Genomic DNA, 19,601 nt, shown 5'->3' on the forward strand with positions numbered 1-19,601 from the left:
CTCATGCGCCGTCCTTTGAATTATTCCAATGCTTGACCGCTCGGATTGGGCGGGCCACACTCGACCTTGATGGATCGCATCCGTGCGGTCGTCCAACAACAATACCTGCCGGTGTCTGAGACCACCTGAAGGTTGGCCTGACTCCCGGCGTTTGAGGAGGAAGCCACGCATGACAACCGTCTCCCTGACGGTGAACGGTCAATCCGTTACCGCAGACGTCGATCCCCGCACCCTGCTCGTTCAATTCCTGCGCGACAATCTCAGACTCACCGGAACCCACGTAGGCTGCGACACCAGCCAGTGCGGCGCCTGCGTCGTTCACCTGAATGGGCAGGCCGTAAAGTCCTGCACCACCCTCGCCGTTCAGGCCAATGCCAGCGTGATCACCACCATCGAGGGCATTTCCCAAGGCGGCGAGCTGCACCCGATGCAGGCGGCCTTCCGTGAGCATCACGGACTCCAATGCGGGTACTGCACGCCCGGCATGATCATGTCCGCCATCGATATCGTGAATCGCAAGGGTAATACCCTCGACGAGCAGACCATTCGGGCCGAGCTCGAAGGCAATCTGTGCCGCTGCACGGGCTATCACAACATCGTCAAGGCTGTTGCCGCCGGTGCTCAGGGCATGGCCCAGACGCCTCTGCAGCAGGCAGCCGAATAAGGCGAAACGCTCGTCGACGGTGCGGCTCGAACAGGAGAAAGCTGCAGGTGAGTCTCGAAGCAGGCACGTCACTCATAGCCTTCTTCGCGGTTTCCGCTTCGCATCCCGGTGAGGGCAAAGGAAGACCAGGGAGGATTTCATGACTGAAACAGGGATCGGCGCACCCGTCCGCCGGAAAGAGGATCAGCGTTTCGTCACCGGCCAGGGACGCTACGTCGACGACTTCAACCGGCCTGGCCAGGCCCACGCCTATTTTCTGCGCTCGCCGCATGCTCATGCTGCCATCCGGTCCATTGACACGGGACCAGCCACGATCATGCCAGGCGTGATCGCCGTCTTCACAGGCGACGACCTTGCGGCCGATAAGATCGGCGGGCTCATCTGCGGCTGGATGATCCATTCCAAGGACGGCAGCCCGATGAAGGCTGGGCCTCACCCGGCGCTTGCCCAGGGCAAGGTGCGGTATGTAGGCGACCACGTGGCGGTTGTCATCGCCGAGACGCTCGCCCAAGCCAAGGACGCGGCGGAAGCCATCGTGGTCGACTATGACGTGCTCCCGGCCGTGGTCGAGACGGCCCAGGCCACAAAGACACCGGTCCAGGTGCATGAGGTCTCGGCCGACAACACCGTGTTCAACTGGCATCTCGGCAACAAGGACGAGACGGAAGCGGCCTTCGCACGGGCGAAGCACGTCACCAAGATCGACCTCGTCAATAACCGCCTGGTGCCGAACCCCATCGAACCGCGCGCGGCGGTTGGTGAATACGATTTCGGAACCGACAACTACACGCTCTACACGACGAGCCAGAACCCGCACGTAGCCCGCCTCGTGCTCTCGGCCTTCATCGGCGTCGCCCCCGAGCATAAGCTGCGCGTTATAGCGCCGGATGTGGGCGGCGGGTTCGGATCCAAGATCTTCATCTATGCGGAGGAGACGGTCTGCGTTTGGGCGGCCAAGAAGGTCAAGCGGCCGGTCAAGTGGACGTCGGATCGCTCGGAAGCTTTCCTGTCCGACGCGCATGGCCGCGACCACGTCACCCATGCGGAGATGGCGACCGACGAGAACGGCAAGATCATTGGCCTGAGGGTGCACACCACGGCCAATCTCGGCGCCTATCTCTCCACCTTCTCCTCGTCCGTCCCGACCTATCTCTACGCCCCGCTCCTGTCGGGCCAGTACGACATTCCGGCGATCTACTGCGAGGTCGACGGGGTCTATACCAATACGGCGCCGGTCGATGCTTATCGCGGCGCAGGACGACCCGAGGCCACCTTCGTGGTCGAGCGGCTCGTCGAGAAGACCGCACGAGAGCTGGGCCAGAACCCGGCCGAGTTCCGTCGCAAGAACTACATCACGCAGTTCCCGCATGCGACCCCGGTCATCATGACCTACGACACGGGCGATTATGCCGCCTCGCTCGACAAGGCGCTGGAGATTTCCGATTACAAGAACTTCGATAGCCGCAAGCAGGAGAGCGCCCGCCGCGGCAAGCTGCGGGGCATCGGCTTCTCGAGTTATATCGAGGCCTGCGGCATCGCTCCCTCGCAGGCAGTAGGCTCGTTGGGTGCCGGTGTGGGCTTGTGGGAATCCGCCGAAGTGCGCGTCAACCCGACCGGCTCCGTCGAAGTGCTCACCGGCTCGCACAGCCACGGCCAGGGCCATGAAACCACCTTCGCCCAACTCGTCTCCGACCGGCTCGGTATCTCCATAGATCAGGTCAGCATCGTCCACGGCGACACCGACAAGGTGCAGTTCGGCATGGGCACCTACGGCTCGCGCTCCGGTGCGGTCGGCATGTCGGCCATCGCGAAAGCCGTCGATAAGGTGATCGCCAAGGGCAAGAAGGTGGCGGCCCATGTGTTTGAAGCGTCCGAAGGCGACATCGAGTTCAAGGACGGGCGCTTCGGCGTGGCCGGCACCGACCGTTCCATGGCCTTCGGCGAGATCGCCCTTCAGGCCTATATCGCCCACAAGTTCTCGGGCCAGGACCTTGAGCCCGGTTTGAAGGAGGGAGCGTTCTACGATCCCACCAACTTCACCTTCCCGGCCGGCGTCCATATCTGCGAGGTGGAGATCGACCCGGATACAGGCGTGACCAAGATCGAGCGCTGGACGGCGGTGGACGATTTCGGGGTGATCATCAACCCGATGATCGTCGAAGGCCAGGTGCATGGCGGCATCGCGCAGGGCGTCGGTCAGGCGCTTCTTGAAGGCGCCGTCTACGACCAGAGCGGCCAGCTCATCACAGCCAGCTTCAACGATTACTGCATGCCGCGGGCCATCGACCTGCCGTCCTTCCAGGTCGGAATGACAACAACCCCCTGCCCTTCGAATCCACTCGGGATCAAGGGCTGCGGCGAGGCGGGAGCCATCGCAGCTCCGCCGGCAGTCATCAACGCGATCACCGACGCCCTGGGACATGAGGACATCGCCATGCCGGCAACACCCCAAGCGGTGTGGCGGGCGGCCCAGAAGGCGCGCATGCCGATGGCGGCGGAATAAGGGAGGACGGGAATGTACGCTTTCGAATATCACCGCCCGACGAGCGTCAAGGAGGCCGCAGGCCTCGCCGGCAAAGCCGAGGACATCAAGTTCCTTGCCGGCGGCCACACGCTTCTGCCGACCATGAAGCTGCGGCTCGCAGGTCCGGCCAACCTGATCGATCTCGGGCAGATTGCGGAACTTCGCGGCATCGAACGCTCCGGTGACACGGTCACCATCGGGGCCATGATGAAGCACGCGGAGGTCGCCAATTCGGCCGAGGTAAAGGAGGCCATTCCGGCACTTGCCGAAATGGCCGAACTCATCGGCGATCCGCATGTGCGCAATCGCGGCACCATCGGCGGCTCCATCGCCAACAACGATCCGTCGGCGGATTATCCGGCCGCCTGTCTCGCCCTCAACGCGACCATCATCACCAACCAGCGCAAGATCGCCGCGGATGACTTCTTCCAGGGCATCTTCACGACCGCTTTGGAGGAAGGCGAGATCATCACCCAGGTCTCGTTCAAGGTCCCCTCGCAGGCAGCCTATACCAAATTCCGTAATCCGGCGTCGCGCTATGCCCTCGTCGGCGTATTCGTGGCCAAACATGCGAGTGGCGTACGCGTGGCCGTGACGGGAGCGGGTTCGAGCGGGGTGTTCCGGGTAACTGATATGGAGCGGGCGCTGAGCGGGAACTTCGCGGCTGAAGCTCTCGAAGGTGTCACAGTGGCGGAGAGCGAGATGAACAGCGACATCCATGCGGATGCCGCCTATCGGGCTCATCTCGTGGGCGTCATGGCACGACGCGCCGTACAGGCGGCGGTCGCGCGGGGCTGAACAGCCACACCTGCTTGACGTTGACTTGATGCCCGGGCTCGCTCCGGGCATCTTGTCCTCAGGGAGAAGCACAGTCCGTGGCCAATCAACCCGATTCCATTGACAGCACACTGGCTCTTCTGGAGAGTTCCGGCTATGTGGCCGACCGTTCGCTCGGGACGGTGCTCTTTCTCGCGCTGAAGCTCGGACGGCCGCTCTTCCTCGAAGGCGAAGCCGGTGTCGGCAAGACGGAGATCGCGAAAGTGCTCTCGTCGGCACTCGGACGACGCCTCATCCGCCTTCAGTGCTACGAGGGCCTCGACGTGGCCTCGGCGGTCTATGAATGGAACTATGCCGGGCAGATGATGGCCATCCGGCTGGCCGAAGCCGGCGGAGCGGTGGATCGTGACACGCTGGAAAGCGACCTGTTTTCGGAACGCTATCTGGTCAAGCGCCCGCTTCTGAAGGCGCTGGAACCTGACACCGCCGGCGCCCCGGTTCTCCTGATCGACGAGCTCGACCGTACCGACGAGGCGTTCGAGGCCTTTCTTCTGGAGGTTCTCTCGGACTTTCAGGTCACCATTCCGGAACTCGGCACCGTCAAGGCGGAGCACCCACCCATCGTGATCATCACGTCGAACCGTACCCGCGAGATTCACGACGCGCTCAAGCGCCGCTGCCTCTATCACTGGGTTGACTATCCGGATGCTGAGCGGGAGCTTGCGATCCTGTCGAGCCGTGTTCCGCAGGCGGCCGAGCGCCTGTCGCAGGAGATCGTGGCCTTCGTCCAGGCAATCCGGAAAGAGGATCTGTTCAAGGCGCCGGGGGTAGCCGAAACCCTCGACTGGGCCTCGGCCCTCGTGGAGCTCGATGCGGTGGCGCTCGATCCAGCGCTGGTCTCCGACACCCTCGGTGTCCTGCTGAAATACCAGGACGACATCCAGAAGATGCAGGGCAGCCGGGCTAAGGACATGCTCGATCAGGTTCAGAGCATATTGAGGGCACCCGCGTGACCGGCGAGACCACCCGTCAGGGTGAAGGTCGTCTTGCAGACAACATCGCCTATTTCGCCCGCGCCTTGCGCATCGCCGGTCTACCGGTCGGCCCCGGGGCGATTCTGGATGCCATTGCGGCAGTCGAAGCGGCGCGGATCGGAACCCGCGAGGATTTTTACTGGACGCTCCATTCGGTGTTCGTGAAGCGGCATGAGCACAGCATTCTGTTCGATCAGGCGTTCAGGATTTTTTGGCGAAGGCGCGCTTTGATCGAGAAGCTCATCGCCCAAATGTCGCCGATTGCGCCCGGCGGAGCCAAAGAGGAGAAGAAGCCGCAGGCTGGCGCTCTGCGCGTGGCAGAAGCGCTTGCTACGCCTAGGCGGGAGAAGCCGGAGCCGGTCGAGAAGACCGAGCTCTCCGCCCGCCTCACCGTGTCGGATCGCGAGGTCCTGAAGGCGAAGGATTTCGCCCAGATGTCGGCGGCCGAGATCGCCGTAGCCAAGCGCCTGATCGCCGAGATGTCCTTGCCTACCGATGAAGTGACCACGCGCCGCTTCCTGTCCGATCCGCGAGGCCGTCGGATCGATCCGCGCAGGACGTTCCGGCGCTCGTTGCGTGGCGGCGGAGCCGTGATCGACCTCGCCTATCGCTCTCCGGCCGTCCGTCATGCGCCGGTGGTGGCGCTCATGGACATCTCTGGCTCCATGGCTGAGTATTCGCGGCTCTTCCTGCATTTCCTGCACGCCATTGCCGAGAAAAGGCGGAAGGTTAATTCCTTCGTCTTCGCGACGCGGCTGACCAACATTAGCCGCGAGCTAATGAGCCGCGATCCTGATGAGGCGCTCACCCGCGCCTCGAAACGCGTGCATGATTGGGAGGGCGGAACGCGGATCGCCCATGCGCTTCATGACTTCAACCACCATTGGTCCCGACGCGTGCTCGGCCAGGGCGCGATCGTGCTGCTGTTCACGGATGGGCTTGAGCGGGAGGTGACCCGAGACCTCACCTTCGAGATGGACCGGCTCAAGCGTTCATGCCGCCGCCTGATCTGGCTGAATCCGCTCCTGCGCTTCGACGCTTTCGAGGCCCGTGCGACCGGCATCCGGGCAATGCTGCCCCATGTGGATGAGTTCCGACCGATTCACAGTCTGGCTTCGATGCAGGAGCTCTGCCGTGCCCTGTCCGGCGAGCCAACAGTGCGAGACAATCCGCGCCAGTGGCTGCGGGCGTCGTGAGACACGGACGCCAGGGCTCGAACCTGCGACAGCGGAGTCGCCGAAAGGAGCAGGCTGCGGATGGTGAGACGCCGCGCGAAAAGATTCCGGCAAGCTTCTCTCAAGACTAGTTTTTCGATGATGGGGAGAGTGGCGCGCCCTAGGGGAGTCGAACCCCTCTTTCCTGCGTGAAAGGCAGATGTCCTAACCGATAGACGAAGGGCGCGCAGGGCTTCGGGGCGGTGCCGCCGAAGTGGGCGAACCTATAGATGGGTTCGTGATGCATCGCAAGCACCCGAATTCAATTATTCAGGCCGTGCGGCATCCATGATGCGAAGCTCGGCTTTCTCTCCGCCGCCCCAGCGATCGATGGCCAGCGTTCCGGCCACATGGAGCGGATTGCCGATGGCCTGCGACAGCACATTGCCAAGAGGCTGACCCGCAGCCCGGAAGGCGATTCCGCCGATGAAACTGCCGTCTCCGCCGCGAAGCTTCACCCTCAGATGCCCACCGCTGCCGACCTCCCGTGCCTCGATGACCCGATGCTGCGGGAAAACGAAGACAGGCTCGGGTTGGCCCTGGCCGAACGGACCTGCCCTTTCGAGCGCCGTCACCACGGCGGGCTGTGCGCCAGCGGCGGTCAGGGTCGCATCAATGGCGAAATTGTCCCGCAGGCGCATGGCGCTCACGGGTTCGGAGAGCCGCTCGGTCACAAAATCCAAGAAACGCTGAAGGTCCGTGGCTTGGATCGTCACGCCGGCCGCCATGGTGTGGCCGCCGCCCTTGATGGCAAGCCCGGCATCCACGGCCGCCCGCACGGCGTAGCCCAGATCGACGCCGGGCACGGACCGGCCCGAGCCGGTGGCTGTCCCATCCTGGTTGAGGGTGAACGCGAAAGCCGGACGGCGGAACCGCTCCTTGGTACGGGCGGAGATCAGCCCGACGACGCCGGGGTGCCACGCGGCTGAAGCCGTGACGAGGACGGCTAAGTCCGGCGCCCGCTCAAGGGCCATCATGGCCTGGGCCTCCGCCTCGGCGACGGCTACGACTTCGATGGCCTGCCGGTCCCGATTGAGCCGGTCCAGTTCAGCGGCCAATCTGCCGGCTTGAACCGGGTCTTCAGTGAGGAGAAGCTTTGAGCCCAGGGCGGCATCGCCGATGCGACCGCCGGCATTGATGCGGGGCCCGACAAGGTAGCCGAGATGCCAGCTCTCCGGGGCTCCTGCAAGCCCTGCCGTATCAAGAAGCGCTGCCAAGCCCACCCGGCGGCGGCTTCTCATGATCGCCAGTCCCTGGCGCACGAAGGCACGGTTGAGGCCCAGCAGCGGCACCACGTCAGCCACTGTGGCAAGAGCCACAAGGTCGAGACTGCCCATCAGATCGGGCTCAGACCGGCCCTCGAAGAACCCGCGCGAGCGCAGGGTGCGGTTGAGGGCGACAAGGGTCAGGAAAACCACGCCCGCGGCGCAGAGATGGCCGAGGCCCGACAGATCGTCCTGCCGGTTCGGGTTCACGATGGCGAGCGCTTCCGGCAGGCGCTCGGGCGCCTGGTGGTGGTCGATGACGACGGGATCGAGTCCAAGGCGGCGGGCCTCGGCCAGGGGCTCGATGCTGGCGGTGCCGCAATCGACCGTCACCAGGATATCGGCACCCTGCTCTTTTAGGGCCCGGATCGCATCCACGTTCGGGCCATAGCCCTCCGTGATCCGGTCGGGAATGTGGATGACATATTCCACACCGCAGGCCAGCAGGTATTCGGCGAGCAGTGCGGCGCTGCAGGCGCCGTCCACATCGTAATCACCGAAAATCGCCACCTTCTCATTGCGCGTCACCGCATCGGCGAGGCGGGAGGCTGCCGCCTCCATGTCGGTGAGCTTGTGCGGGTCCGGCATGAGGTCCCGCAGGCGCGGGTTCAGGAAGCCGTCGGTCTCATGGATGCCGACGCCTCGGCCAGCGAGTACACGGGCGAGGACGTCGGGCAGGCCATGGGTTTGGGAAATGGCGAGCGCAACGGTGCTCTGGGCGGCATCGCAGCGCTCGACCCAGGTACGCCCGAGGGCGGAATTGGCGACACCCAGGAAGGGTTTTGGCAATTGAAGAGGGGATGATTCGGTCACAGCGCGAGTCTTAACCCCGAATTGTGGTCAAAGCACCCGACGATCTTCGGGGAGTGCCGTCTCCTTGTCATCCCGGATGCCGCAGGGAATTTGGAAGTGTTCAAGCAATCGATTGTCACAGAGCCAGCACCTTGGGGCCCGCAGCCGTTGGGCTGCGAGCCTGAAGGTTAAGATCGAGGGAGGCGTGGCGGGCAGCCCGGCTCGATGGGTGTGGGAAATGTGAGAGCCAGACTGCCCGTCACGCGCGGTTTGTTTCAGCGGACCTGGATCAAGCCAGGATCGGCCACCCGCGATCACAGGTGTGCGAGACCTGCGGCGGGACCGCTCCTTGCCCCACATCTGCGACGCCTCGCGAGCGCCCCCCTCGTCGGGCGAGGATGTCCCCAGCTATAGCCCAGCTTAAGACGATTGTCAAGAACAAAATAGGAACATAACCTCGCCCTCTCCGGGTCGTGGCCGTGCTCGTCCTGTCCATGCATGCCTTGAACGGCGGCAAAGACATGGGTTCCAGACCAAGCCGAGGGGATGGCGCCTCAGCCCAGCAGATGCCGATACTGGATGAAGCCGCTGCGGGAGGCGACCTTTTCGTAGAGCGCCTGGGCTGCCACGTTCGTCTCGTGCGTCAGCCAATAAACCCGGCTTGCTCCATCCGCCCTCGCCTTTTCATAGACCGCCTCGATCAGCATCCGACCTGCACCGCGTCCGCGTGCCTCCTCTGCGGTAAACAGGTCCTGCAGATAACAGTAGCTGCCGATGGTCCAGGTGGAGCGGTGATAGAGGTAATGCACGATACCGACGATCCTGCTGTCGAGGATTGCAGCGAGACCATGCATGGGTTCGGCAGGATCGTTGAGCCGCCGCCACGTCTCCTCCGTGACCGCCGCCGGCAGGGATGATTTGTAGAAGGTAAGATACCCCTGCCAGAGGGGTTCCCAGGCCTCGCGATCATCCACCGTGAAGGGCCGAATTTGGATCATGCGTCTCTCCTAATCTGCTCCATCGTCATCCCCGGATTTATTGCGGGGATCCGCGTCTCTAGCGTCCTAAAACGTCGATGGCCGGGACGAGCCCGGCCATGACGAAGATAATATCGGCAGCTTGGCTGCAATTTAGTCCAGGTGGAACTTAGCAAGTTCCCGGTGCTCGCCGTAGATGCGGCGGACGGTGCCTGTCGCGGAACGGTAGACCACCGTCTCAGTGGTGATCACATCCTTGCCGAAGTGCACGCCCTTGGTGAGCGCGCTGTCGGTCACGCCGGTGGCTGCCACGATCACGTCACCCCGAGCGAGATCCGTCATATCGTATTTCCGGTTCGGATCGGTGACGCCCATCTGGAGAGCGCGGGAGCGCTTCTCCTCCGTGTCGAGGATCAGGCGGGCCTGCATCTGGCCGCCGATGCAGCGGAGCGCTCCGGCCGCCAGAACGCCCTCGGGGGCGGCGCCGATGCCGAGATAGATGTCGATGCCCGTCTCTTCCGGCTTCGTGGTGAAGATCACGCCGGCCACGTCGCCATCCGAGATCAGACGAACGCCCGCGCCCGTCTTGCGGATGGCCGCAATCAGATCGGCATGGCGCGGACGGTCGAGCACGAGGGCGGTTAGCTCGTTCACCTTCACGCCCTTAGCCTTGGCGAGATTGTGAAGGTTTTCCTCGGGGCTGGCATCCAGATCGACCACGCCGGCAGAGTATCCGGGACCGACGGCGATCTTGTGCATGTAGACGTCGGGAGCGGCCAGCAGGGTGCCGGATTCGGCCATGGCCATCACGGCGATGGAGCCTGGCATATCCTTGGCGCAGAGCGTGGTGCCTTCCAGCGGATCGACAGCGATGTCGACCTTCGGACCCTGCTTGTTGCCGACCCTCTCGCCGATGAAGAGCATCGGCGCCTCGTCGCGCTCGCCCTCGCCGATCACCACCGTGCCGTCGATGGGAAGCTTGTTCAGCTCACGCCGCATGGCATCCACGGCCGCCTGGTCGGCGGCCTTCTCGTTGCCGCGGCCGCGCAGCCTGGCGGAGGCCACCGCCGCGCGCTCAGTGACGCGGACGAGCTCCAGGGTCAGGATGCGCTCGATGATTTGGCCCGGTTGGACGGTAATGCCTTGCGACATGGACGTGTCGTCTCCCTTATCGTGATCGTGGCCGAGCCATTGGTCCCGGCGTTAGGTTACTCGCGTTCGATGCGAATGACTTGGGGCGGCTCGGCAATAAGACCATCCCCCGTAATTTTTTCCAGGGCGGAGCGGATCGAAGCTTCCGTCGCCGCATAGGTGATGAGCACCAGCGGAACTGGCGTGCCCGAACGGCCGTGCGGGTCTTTGTTTGCTGCGGTTTCGGAACGCTTCTGGAGAATGCTCTCAAGGGAAATGTCCGCCTCGGCCATCCGTGTCGCTACGCCAGCGGCAACGCCCGGGCGGTCATGGACGGTGAGGCGGATGTAGTAACCGCCCTCATGGCGCTGCATGGGCGCGCGGGGCGCCTTTTCCAGCTGGTCGATGGGCGCACCAAAGAGCGGCTGCACATTGCCGGTTGCCACATCGGCAATATCCGCCACGACGGCGGAAGCAGTGGCGTCCCCACCCGCCCCCGGCCCGATCAGGGTCAGCTCGCGCACTGCGTCCGCATCAATGGTCACCGCGTTCGTCACGCCCATGACCTGGGCGATGGAAGAGGTCCTGGGCACCATGGTCGGATGGACGCGCTGCTCGATGCCAGTTTTCGTGCGCTCGGCCACGCCCAGAAGCTTGATGCGGAAGCCCAGCTCCTTCGCCATTGTGAGGTCGAGCGGCGCGATGGACGAAATGCCCTCCACGTAGATCGCCTCCGCATCGATCTGCGTACCGAAGGCAAGACTGGTAAGGATGGCGAGCTTGTGGGCCGTGTCGAAACCTTCGACGTCGAAGGTCGGATCGGCTTCCGCGTAGCCGAGACGCTGGGCGTCCTTGAGGCACTCCTGGAAGGTCAGGCCCTCCAGCTCCATCCGGGAGAGGATGTAGTTGCAGGTGCCGTTGAGGATGCCGTAGAGGCGCGAGATACGATTCGCCGGCAGGGCCTCGCGCAGGGTCTTAATGATCGGTATGCCGCCGGCGACGGAAGCCTCGAAGGCTAGCGATACGCCCTTATCCTCGGCGAGCTTAGCCAGCTCAAGCCCGTGCTTGGCAAGCAGCGCCTTGTTGGCTGTCACCACGTGCTTGCTGTGGGAGAGCGCCCTGCGCACCGTCTCCAGCGCTGCCCCGTCCGCCCCGCCCACGAGTTCGACGACGCAATCCACGTCCGTTGCACCGGCAAGGTCCACGGGATTGTCGAACCACGTGAAGTGCGAGAGGTCGAATCCACGGTCCTTGGACCTGTCGCGGGCTGAGATGGCCATAACCTGAACGGGCCTTCCGCCGCGCTGGGTGATGGCCTCGTTCTGACGGTCGAGGATGCGAATGACCGATGCGCCGACGGTGCCGAGGCCGGCAATACCGACCCGAAGGGGACGTGTCACGAACAGCAGCTCCTTGAAAATCTCGGGCTGCTTTTACGACCGCCGGGGTTCCATGTCCATGCGGACCAGAACCCAGGTCACAGGCATCGGCATGAATTTCTGCGATTTGGATCAGACCCGCCGAACCATCGGAACCACGTTGTGGAGGGTCTGGTCCGCGCTGTCGAAGAACTTGCGGATGTTGCGGGCGGCTTGACGGATGCGCTGCTCATTTTCCACAAGGGCAATCCGCACGTAATCGTCCCCGTGCTCGCCGAAGCCGATACCGGGCGCGACCGCCACATCGGCTTTCTCCACCAGGAGCTTGGAGAACTCAAGGCTGCCCATGGGGCGGAATTTTTCGGGGATCTGCACCCAGGCGAACATGGAAGCCGTGGGCACCGGCACGTCCCAGCCCGCCTTCGCGAAGGAATCGACCATCACATCCCGGCGGCGCTTGTAGGTGGCGCGCATCTCGCGAATGCAGTCGTCCGGCCCGTTCAGCGCGGCAGTGGCCGCCACCTGCACCGGCGTGAAGGCGCCGTAATCGAGATAGGATTTCACCCGTGCAAGCGCCGCCAGAAGCCGCTCGTTGCCGACCGCGAAGCCGATGCGCCAGCCGGCCATGGAGAAGGTCTTGGACATGGAGGTGAACTCAACGGCCACGTCCATGGCGCCGGGCACCTGGAGGATCGATGGTGGCGGGTTCGCCTCGTCGAAATAGACCTCGGAGTAAGCGAGGTCCGACAACAGAATCAGTTCGTGCTTCTTGGCGAAAGCAACAAGATCCCGGTAGAAGTCGAGCGACGCCACATAGGCGGTCGGGTTCGACGGATAGCAGACCACGAGGGCCACGGGTTTCGGAATCGAATGGGCCACGGCCCGCTCGGCCGCGATGAAGAAGTCGGGGGTCGGCTCGGCCGGAACGGACCGGATGACGCCGCCAGCCATCAGGAAGCCGAAGGCATGAATCGGATAGCTCGGGTTCGGCACCAGAATTACATCGCCCGGCTCGGTGATCGCCTGGGCCATGTTGGCGAAGCCCTCTTTGGAGCCGAGTGTCGCCACCACCTGGGTGTCCGGGTTGAGCTTCACGCCGAAGCGGCGCTCGTAGTAACCGGCCTGGGCGCGGCGCAGGCCGCCGATGCCCTTGGAGGCCGAATAGCGGTCGGTCCGGGGCTTGCCCACGGTCTCGACGAGCTTGTCGATGACATGCTGCGGGGCCTGAAGATCCGGATTGCCCATGCCGAGATCGATAATGTCGGCGCCATTGGCCCGTGCAGCGGCCTTGATCCGGTTGACCTGCTCGAAGACGTAAGGCGGAAGGCGCTTGATCCGGTAGAAATCAGACATGGTTCTCGTCCCCGAGCGGAATCGCATCATTCCGTATAGGCACTAAGGCCTTCTGTTGGAATTCGTCTTCTGGCGCGTTTGCTGCGACGTGTTGGCAGAGGAGTTGGGCGGCAGCCTGATGGGCTCAGGCGGCGGAGTCTTGCCCGCCTCCGCGGCGGCCGCGCCCGCAGCCTCATTCCGGGTGCGCAGGGCATCGAGTTCCGCTTCGGCTGCCTTGGTCTCTTCCGCCGTGCGCGCCGGCGTCGGACGCTCGGGAACGGACGTACCGATCGGCATGTATTCCAGATTTGCCGGCCTGGATCGCGCGACGAAGTCTGGAGTTGCCGCGGTCTGCGGACCGGCACCGACGGCCGTTGCCACGTCCCGGACAGGATTGAAGCCACCATTGCAGCCGGCAACGCCGACGACGGCAAGCATCATCACGGCAACAGTGGAAGTGCGGCGGATCGAAAAGGCCATCGTACGCATTGTGATACCTAAGAATTGCAACATGACTCTGGCATATCCGACAGGTCGACCGTTAAGATGTCGGAAATACCGCTTGCGAGCAATGCTGCTGCGATAGAGGGAGATCGCCTTATGGACAAGCCATATGGTGAAGAGAAGATCCAAGGCCCCACCCCGGACTTCGAGGAACTCTCCCATAACGTCGCTCGGTTTATTGAGGGCGCCGGCAAGGCTGCCGCCGCCTACCTCAAGCCCGTTCAGGAAGGCAAAATCCTGACGGAGCCTCCAGGAGACACCTCGGAGGCGATCAAATCCCTGACGCGGGTGGCCGAAGCCTGGATGACGGACCCGCAGAAGAGCCTGGAGGCCCAGACGCGCCTTAGCACCCAGTTCTTGAGCCTTTGGGCCTCGACGCTAAAGCGGGCTCAGGGCGAGCCTGCGGAGCCGGTGGCCGAGCCCGAGCCCAAGGACAATCGCTTCAAGGATCCCGAATGGTCCGCGAATCCGATCTTCGATTTCCTGAAGCAGGCCTATCTCATTTCCTCCCGCTGGGCGGAGGACTTGGTGGAGAATGCGGACGGTCTCGACGAGCGCACACGCCACAAGGCGCAGTTCTATCTCAAGCAGCTCTCCAGCGCGCTCTCGCCTTCCAATTTCCTGCTAACGAATCCCGAGCTGATCCGCGAGACCATGCGCGAAAACGGCGCCAACCTCGTGCGCGGCATCACCATGCTGGCAGAGGATATCGAAGCGGGTCAGGGCGAGTTGAAGATCCGCCAATCCGACCCTAGCAATTTCAGGGTCGGCGCCAACATCGCCAATACCCCCGGCAAGGTGATTTTCCGTAACGATCTCATCGAGCTGATCCAGTACACGCCGACGACCGAGAAGGTGCTCAAGCGGCCGCTGCTGATCGTGCCGCCCTGGATCAACAAGTACTACATCCTCGATCTGAATCCGGAGAAGAGCTTCATCCGTTGGGCCGTAGCGCAGGGCCTGACCGTTTTCTGCATCTCGTGGGTGAACCCGGCCGAGCAGCATGCGGAAAAGGGCTTCGAGCATTACATGCGCGACGGCATCTTCGCGGCTTTAGACGCCATCGAGCAGGCCACGGGCGAGAAGAAGGTGACGGCGATCGGCTACTGCGTCGGCGGCACCCTGCTCGCTACCACGCTGGCCTACATGGCCGCCAAGCGCGACAAGCGCATCGACAGCGCAACGCTATTCACCGCGCAGGTGGACTTTACCCATGCGGGCGACCTGAAGGTGTTCGCTGGGGAGCAGGAGGTTCAGAGCCTGGAAGCCTCCATGAAGAAGCGCGGCTATCTCGAAGGCTCGCGCATGGCCAACGCCTTCAACATGTTGCGGCCCACCGATCTGATCTGGCCCTACGTGGTAAATGTCTACATGAGAGGCAAGGCGCCGCTCCCCTTCGACCTGCTCTATTGGAACGCCGACTCGACCCGCATGCCGGCAGCCAATCACGCCTTTTACCTGCGCAACTGCTACCTTGAGAACAAGCTTGCCCAAGGCGAGATGGAGCTTGCGGGGGTAAAGCTCGATCTGAAGAAGGTGAAGGTGCCGATCTTCAATCTTGCCACCAAGGAAGACCATATCGCCCCTGCCCGCTCGGTGTTCGTCGGCTCAAAGGCATTCGGCGGTCCGGTGCAGTACGTGCTTGCCGGATCGGGACATATCGCCGGTGTGGTCAATCCACCCGGCAAGCCGAAATACCAGTTCTGGACCGGCGGACCGGTCGAGGGCGAGCTGGAAGATTGGATGAAGCAAGCGAACGAGACGCCTGGATCCTGGTGGCCCTATTGGTTCGAGTGGATCAAGGCCCAGGGACCCAAAATGGTGCCGGCGCGGGAACCCGGTGGCGGCAAGCTGGAGCCTCTCTGCGACGCGCCGGGAACTTACGTCCTGGCGAAGTCCTGAAATCTAACGTTTCTCGAACCGACATAAGAAGAAAGGCCGGCTTTCGCCGGCCTTTTGACTTGATCGGTTGCTGAGGATCTCAGTACTTGCGGACGATCGGAGCCGCCGGGATGGCAACGGCGGGATCGTCCCAACGGTAGCGCAGGCCGACCGACAGAATGTCCGTGCTGGCATCCACATCGGCCACGAAGGGTGCGCCCTCGAAGTCCTGCTGGCCCTCGACGATGCGGATATCTGCCTCTCTCGAGAAGATGTGCGTGTAGGCGATATCGAACGACAGCTTCTCGTTCCATTGATAGCTGGCGCCGAGTGATGCCCAGATGCGGTCACTGTCAGGCAGGCGCGTGGAACGGATCTCGGTGTCGATCGGCGACTTCTCGTAGGCAAGACCGGCACGCAGGGTCCACTGGTTCGTCAGCTTGTAGTCCAAGCCAAGGGAGTAGAAATAGCCGTCGTTGTAGTTGAGCGGCAGATCCGTGACCGTAACGCCGCCAGGGCCAACGACGAGAGGCGTCTCAAGAACGCTCCAGTTCGTCCACTCGAAGCCGGCATGCACGGTCACGGCAGGCGTGATGACCTGCGAGACACCGATAGTGACCTGGTCCGGGGTGGTGAGATCCGCAGTGATCGGAATACGGGGCGCCCCGGTTACGGAACTGCCCACATTCCCCTCAAGCTCGTGATCGATCCGTGAACGGTAGCCGATACCGATGGTCGTGCCGGCAAACGGCGTGAGGGTCACACCGGCGGTGAAGCCATAGCCGATGTCGTCGCCATCGAGAATGACGCTCGGAGCGCCCGGCACGGGGGCTCCGGCGCGCTTGAGGGTAATGTCGAAGTACTGGAGCGACGGCCCAACCGCGACGGAGAGCCAATCGTTCACCTTCACGCCCACCACCGGATTGATGTTCAGCGAGAAGATCCTGGACGAGCGCGAGTAAATCTGCCCGGCCCAGTTCTGCCGGGGATCGGTGACGAGGCCGTAGGGCGAAGTCGAGGACAGGCCGACCCACAGCATGTCGTTGATCTGATAGGAGCTGTAGCCTGCAGGAAGGATCGCATCCTGGCCGATATCGCCGGAGGCACCGAGAGGCAGCAGGAGGGGGGCGGTTCCGGTCGTGGGATCGATCTCGACCCGCGGAATGATCAGCGATGCGTGTCCTTCGCTCCACCAGCCGGGCATCATCGTAATGACAGCGGGGTTCCAGAACATGGAGGACAGGTAGCCGGAGCCTGAGGCTGCACCGGCGAAGGAGTAACCCTGAGCCGTTGAGCTCTGCTCGCGGAGCGCGAAGGCCCCGGCGTGAGCACTGCCTTGCGCGGCGACCAGGGCTGCCAGGGAGACTGCAGCCAACGACAAAGAACGAGAGAGACGACCCATGGAGTTTTCCTGCCCATTTGCTTCTTGTGCGGGCGAATCCCGCCTTGAGCACAATCTGCCAATGCTTAATTTTCGCCGCAATCTGATTATGAGGCCAGCTCAGGCTGTTAAGAATCCATAAACTCTATGTATATCCTGAAATATATACTACGCTTTACTTTCATACCATTACGACGTTTGAAAGTATGGAACAATCGTTCATATCTAAACAAATGTATTGGCGGCTCATAGACGGCCGTTTCCTACCCCCGACGAGAACAGGGGAATCACGCACTTTGTGTGAGCTCGTGGCAAAACAGCAACATATTTGCGCTGAGAACATGCATTGTTGCGGAGCGCATTCGCGCCGATTATGCACATGCCGCAACGAGAGGAGCATTCGATGAAGCTGGTGAGATTTGGGGAAGCGGGACGGGAGAGACCCGGATTGGTCGATGCCCAAGGGCGAGTTCGCGACCTGTCTGGCCTCGTTCCCGACATCACCGGAACGACATTGTCCTCGGACGCTTTGAGCCGCATCCGCCAGACCGACCCCTCCAGCCTTCCGGTCGCACCTGCAGGCCAGCGCCTCGGCGCGTGCGTGGGCCATGTCCGCAATTTCATCGCCATCGGACTGAACTATGCGGACCATGCGGCCGAGACAGGCGCGGCCATCCCGGCGGAGCCCATTGTGTTCAACAAGGCACCCTCCTGCATTGTCGGGCCCAACGACGACGTCGTCATCCCCCGCGGATCGCAGAAGACCGATTGGGAGGTGGAGCTGGCTATCGTAATCGGCGAGCGGGCATCCTATGTCGGGGCCAACGAGGCGCTGGATTTCGTGGCCGGTTACTGCGTCTGCAACGACGTCTCTGAGCGCGAGTTTCAGATCGAGCGTGGCGGCACCTGGACCAAGGGCAAGGGCTGCCCGACCTTCGGCCCTCTTGGCCCCTGGCTGGTGACCAAGGACGAGATCTCCGACCCGCAGAACCTGTCCATGTGGCTCGACGTAAACGGCGAGCGCATGCAGAACGGCTCGACCAAGACCATGATCTTCAACGTCGCGCAGATCGTGTCCTACGTCTCGCACTTCATGATCCTGGAGCCCGGCGACGTGATCACCACCGGCACCCCGCCCGGCGTCGGCATGGGCATGAAGCCCCAGCGCTTCCTAAAAGCCGGCGATGTGGTGTCGCTCGGCATCGAGGGTCTCGGCGAACAGCGCCAGCGCGTCGTCGCTTTTGAAGGAAATCCTGCAGACACCAGCAAGAGCTGGAAGGGGCATTAGCCTCCTCAGCTGATACGCATCTCACGCCATGGCCGGGCTAGTCCCGGCCAACTTGTTTTCATGAGGCTCCTTGCTTCTCGGATCGAGATCACCGGCACAAGGCCGGTGATGACGCCAGGAGCGGATCTTTCAGATCATCCCCAGCATGAGCTGGATGTTCTGCACCGCTGCGCCCGAGGCGCCCTTCCCGAGATTGTCGAGGCGAGCGACCAGAAGCGCGTGGTTGTAGCTGTCGTGCTGGAAGACGAAGAGCTCCAGCCGATCCGTATCGTTCAAGGCTTCCGGCTCGAGACGCTCGACCTTCTTGGCCCCGGAGATCGTCGGCACCACGCTGACAAGACCGCCGCCCTGATAGTGCTCCATGAGCGCAGCCTCGAGATCGGCAGCCTTGGGCTTGACCGGAAGCGCGTCGAGGTGGAGCGGCACGCTGACCAGCATGCCCTGCCGGAAATTGCCGACGGAGGGGATGAAGATCGGCCTCCGGGTCAGACCGGTATATTTCTGCAGCTCAGGCACATGCTTGTGCTCGAAGCCGAGGCCGTAAAGTTCGAAGGCAGGCGCCGTGCCAGCCTCGTAAGATTCGATCATCGAGCGCCCGCCGCCGCTGTAGCCGCTCACCGCGTTCACGCTGACCGGGTAATCGGCCGGGATGAGTCCGGCATCCACTAGGGGCCGGATGAGCGCGATGGCACCGGTCGGATAGCAGCCCGGATTGGCGACCCGGTCAGCCTTGGCGACTGCCTCCCGCTGAGCGGAATCAAGTTCAGCGAAGCCGTAGACCCAGCCCGGGCTCACCCGATGCGCCGTGCTGGCATCGAGGATCCGGGGCTTGTGACCGCTCAGGCCGTCCACGAGCCTCACAGTCTCCCGCGCGGCATCATCATGCAGGCACAGCACAACAAGATCGACCTCAGCCAGGATTTCACGCTTGGCGGCAGGATCCTTGCGCCGCTCCGGATCGATGCTGCGGATCTTGATGCCGGACACATCCTTAAGACGCTCACGGATGCCGAGGCCGGTCGTGCCTGCCTCTCCGTCGATGAAAACCGTAGCGGTCTTCTGAACTGCGAAAGTTGTCATGGTCATCGGGTCCATTCGTGCCGCCTCTGACAAGGCGATGAAGCTGCGAATTGTTCAGGAGATATGGGGAACCAAAAACGAAAAAGCCGCGCTCGGGGCGCGGCCTGCGAGGCGTCTCAAGGACAGCCGTCGTCACGCACGCGCTGAGCGGGCGGTGGTACGGCGTCGGAGAAGAGAGCTCGTGTTCATAGAAACTCTATGAAGCTATGCCGTGGTCTTGTCAACAAAAGGGACGTTGCATTCCTGAATGAGCAGCTCTCATCCCGGACCCTGCTCGCCCGACGGGATGACACCAAAGTCGAAAGCCGGCGCTTTTCGGCGCCGGCTTTTCTATTTGCGGATCCGCTCTGCCCTCGAGCCGGGCAGAGCAGCTGCGAT

General features: G+C 62.9%; 15 protein-coding genes and 1 tRNA gene. 7 read left to right on the forward strand and 9 right to left on the reverse strand.

All coding sequences use genetic code 11. From position 1 onward, the window contains the following. Positions 1-169 precede the first annotated feature (169 nt). The 5 genes from I2H36_RS16405 to I2H36_RS16425 all read left to right on the forward strand — a co-directional run bounded on the left by I2H36_RS16405 (position 170) and on the right by I2H36_RS16425 (position 6,195). Positions 170-664, forward strand: a complete 495-nt coding sequence (locus I2H36_RS16405) for a (2Fe-2S)-binding protein (protein ID WP_196264981.1) — start codon at positions 170-172, stop codon at positions 662-664. Between the two features lie 139 nt (positions 665-803). Then, the gene (locus I2H36_RS16410; protein WP_196264982.1) at positions 804-3,167 is read left to right on the forward strand and encodes a xanthine dehydrogenase family protein molybdopterin-binding subunit; all 2,364 of its coding nucleotides are present in this window, start codon (positions 804-806) and stop codon (positions 3,165-3,167) included. A 12-nt stretch (positions 3,168-3,179) separates the two neighbouring features. Then, positions 3,180-3,986 carry an FAD binding domain-containing protein gene (locus I2H36_RS16415; RefSeq protein ID WP_196264983.1) on the forward strand — a complete coding sequence of 269 codons (807 nt, stop codon included), beginning with the start codon at positions 3,180-3,182 and terminating at the stop codon, positions 3,984-3,986. Between the two features lie 77 nt (positions 3,987-4,063). Next, positions 4,064-4,978 (forward strand): AAA family ATPase, encoded by a 915-nt coding sequence (locus I2H36_RS16420; RefSeq protein ID WP_196264984.1) that lies wholly within the window; start codon positions 4,064-4,066, stop codon positions 4,976-4,978. Next, positions 4,975-6,195: a VWA domain-containing protein gene (locus I2H36_RS16425; RefSeq protein WP_196264985.1), complete on the forward strand. Its 1,221-nt coding sequence runs from the start codon at positions 4,975-4,977 to the stop codon at positions 6,193-6,195. Before I2H36_RS16420 ends, I2H36_RS16425 begins: the two co-directional genes overlap by 4 nt. 130 nt (positions 6,196-6,325) lie before the next feature. Here the strand turns inward: I2H36_RS16425 and I2H36_RS16430 are convergent. The 7 genes from I2H36_RS16430 to I2H36_RS16460 all read right to left on the reverse strand — a co-directional run bounded on the left by I2H36_RS16430 (position 6,326) and on the right by I2H36_RS16460 (position 13,578). Next, positions 6,326-6,400 (reverse strand) — tRNA-Glu (locus tag I2H36_RS16430). Positions 6,401-6,479: 79 nt separating this feature from the next. After that, positions 6,480-8,291, reverse strand: a complete 1,812-nt coding sequence (gene recJ / locus I2H36_RS16435; protein ID WP_196264986.1) for a single-stranded-DNA-specific exonuclease RecJ — start codon at positions 8,289-8,291, stop codon at positions 6,480-6,482. A gap of 533 nt (positions 8,292-8,824) precedes the next feature. Further along, positions 8,825-9,268, reverse strand: a complete 444-nt coding sequence (locus I2H36_RS16440; RefSeq protein WP_196264987.1) for a GNAT family N-acetyltransferase — start codon at positions 9,266-9,268, stop codon at positions 8,825-8,827. Positions 9,269-9,400: 132 nt separating this feature from the next. Next, positions 9,401-10,399 carry a class II fructose-bisphosphatase gene (glpX, locus tag I2H36_RS16445; protein WP_196264988.1) on the reverse strand — a complete coding sequence of 333 codons (999 nt, stop codon included), beginning with the start codon at positions 10,397-10,399 and terminating at the stop codon, positions 9,401-9,403. 56 nt (positions 10,400-10,455) lie between these two features. Then, positions 10,456-11,778: a homoserine dehydrogenase gene (locus I2H36_RS16450; protein WP_196264989.1), complete on the reverse strand. Its 1,323-nt coding sequence runs from the start codon at positions 11,776-11,778 to the stop codon at positions 10,456-10,458. 111 nt (positions 11,779-11,889) lie between these two features. Then, the gene (locus I2H36_RS16455; RefSeq protein ID WP_196264990.1) at positions 11,890-13,110 is read right to left on the reverse strand and encodes an LL-diaminopimelate aminotransferase; all 1,221 of its coding nucleotides are present in this window, start codon (positions 13,108-13,110) and stop codon (positions 11,890-11,892) included. Positions 13,111-13,152: 42 nt separating this feature from the next. After that, positions 13,153-13,578, reverse strand: a complete 426-nt coding sequence (locus I2H36_RS16460) for a hypothetical protein (RefSeq protein ID WP_210331103.1) — start codon at positions 13,576-13,578, stop codon at positions 13,153-13,155. 111 nt (positions 13,579-13,689) lie between these two features. Between I2H36_RS16460 and I2H36_RS16465 the strand changes: the two genes are divergently transcribed. After that, a complete protein-coding gene (locus I2H36_RS16465) occupies positions 13,690-15,495 on the forward strand; it encodes a PHA/PHB synthase family protein (RefSeq protein ID WP_196264992.1) in 1,806 nt (601 codons plus the stop codon). Between the two features lie 79 nt (positions 15,496-15,574). Here I2H36_RS16465 and I2H36_RS16470 read toward each other — a convergent pair whose 3' ends face one another. Further along, positions 15,575-16,876, reverse strand: coding sequence for an OmpP1/FadL family transporter (locus I2H36_RS16470; RefSeq protein WP_196264993.1), 1,302 nt, complete (start codon positions 16,874-16,876; stop codon positions 15,575-15,577). Between the two features lie 382 nt (positions 16,877-17,258). Between I2H36_RS16470 and I2H36_RS16475 the strand changes: the two genes are divergently transcribed. Next, on the forward strand, positions 17,259-18,143 hold the full coding sequence (locus I2H36_RS16475) for a fumarylacetoacetate hydrolase family protein (RefSeq protein WP_196264994.1): 885 nt from the start codon (positions 17,259-17,261) through the stop codon (positions 18,141-18,143). A 129-nt stretch (positions 18,144-18,272) separates the two neighbouring features. On the opposite strand, the gene argC is transcribed toward I2H36_RS16475, so the two are convergent. Then, a complete protein-coding gene (gene argC / locus I2H36_RS16480) occupies positions 18,273-19,223 on the reverse strand; it encodes an N-acetyl-gamma-glutamyl-phosphate reductase (protein ID WP_196264995.1) in 951 nt (316 codons plus the stop codon). Positions 19,224-19,601: the final 378 nt, after the last annotated feature.

It is taken from the genome of Microvirga terrestris, from assembly GCF_015694425.1.
GTDB lineage: Bacteria > Pseudomonadota > Alphaproteobacteria > Rhizobiales > Beijerinckiaceae > Microvirga > Microvirga terrestris.

Coding starts and splice junctions, on each gene's coding strand:
- argC (WP_196264995.1), bottom strand. CDS start 19,223: ATGACAACTTTCGCAGTTCAGAAGACCGCTACGGTTTTCATCGACGGA.
- I2H36_RS16410 (WP_196264982.1), top strand. CDS start 804: ATGACTGAAACAGGGATCGGCGCACCCGTCCGCCGGAAAGAGGATCAG.
- I2H36_RS16405 (WP_196264981.1), top strand. CDS start 170: ATGACAACCGTCTCCCTGACGGTGAACGGTCAATCCGTTACCGCAGAC.
- I2H36_RS16460 (WP_210331103.1), bottom strand. CDS start 13,578: ATGCGTACGATGGCCTTTTCGATCCGCCGCACTTCCACTGTTGCCGTG.
- glpX (WP_196264988.1), bottom strand. CDS start 10,399: ATGTCGCAAGGCATTACCGTCCAACCGGGCCAAATCATCGAGCGCATC.
- I2H36_RS16465 (WP_196264992.1), top strand. CDS start 13,690: ATGGACAAGCCATATGGTGAAGAGAAGATCCAAGGCCCCACCCCGGAC.
- I2H36_RS16415 (WP_196264983.1), top strand. CDS start 3,180: ATGTACGCTTTCGAATATCACCGCCCGACGAGCGTCAAGGAGGCCGCA.
- I2H36_RS16440 (WP_196264987.1), bottom strand. CDS start 9,268: ATGATCCAAATTCGGCCCTTCACGGTGGATGATCGCGAGGCCTGGGAA.
- I2H36_RS16455 (WP_196264990.1), bottom strand. CDS start 13,110: ATGTCTGATTTCTACCGGATCAAGCGCCTTCCGCCTTACGTCTTCGAG.
- I2H36_RS16470 (WP_196264993.1), bottom strand. CDS start 16,876: ATGGGTCGTCTCTCTCGTTCTTTGTCGTTGGCTGCAGTCTCCCTGGCA.
- I2H36_RS16475 (WP_196264994.1), top strand. CDS start 17,259: ATGAAGCTGGTGAGATTTGGGGAAGCGGGACGGGAGAGACCCGGATTG.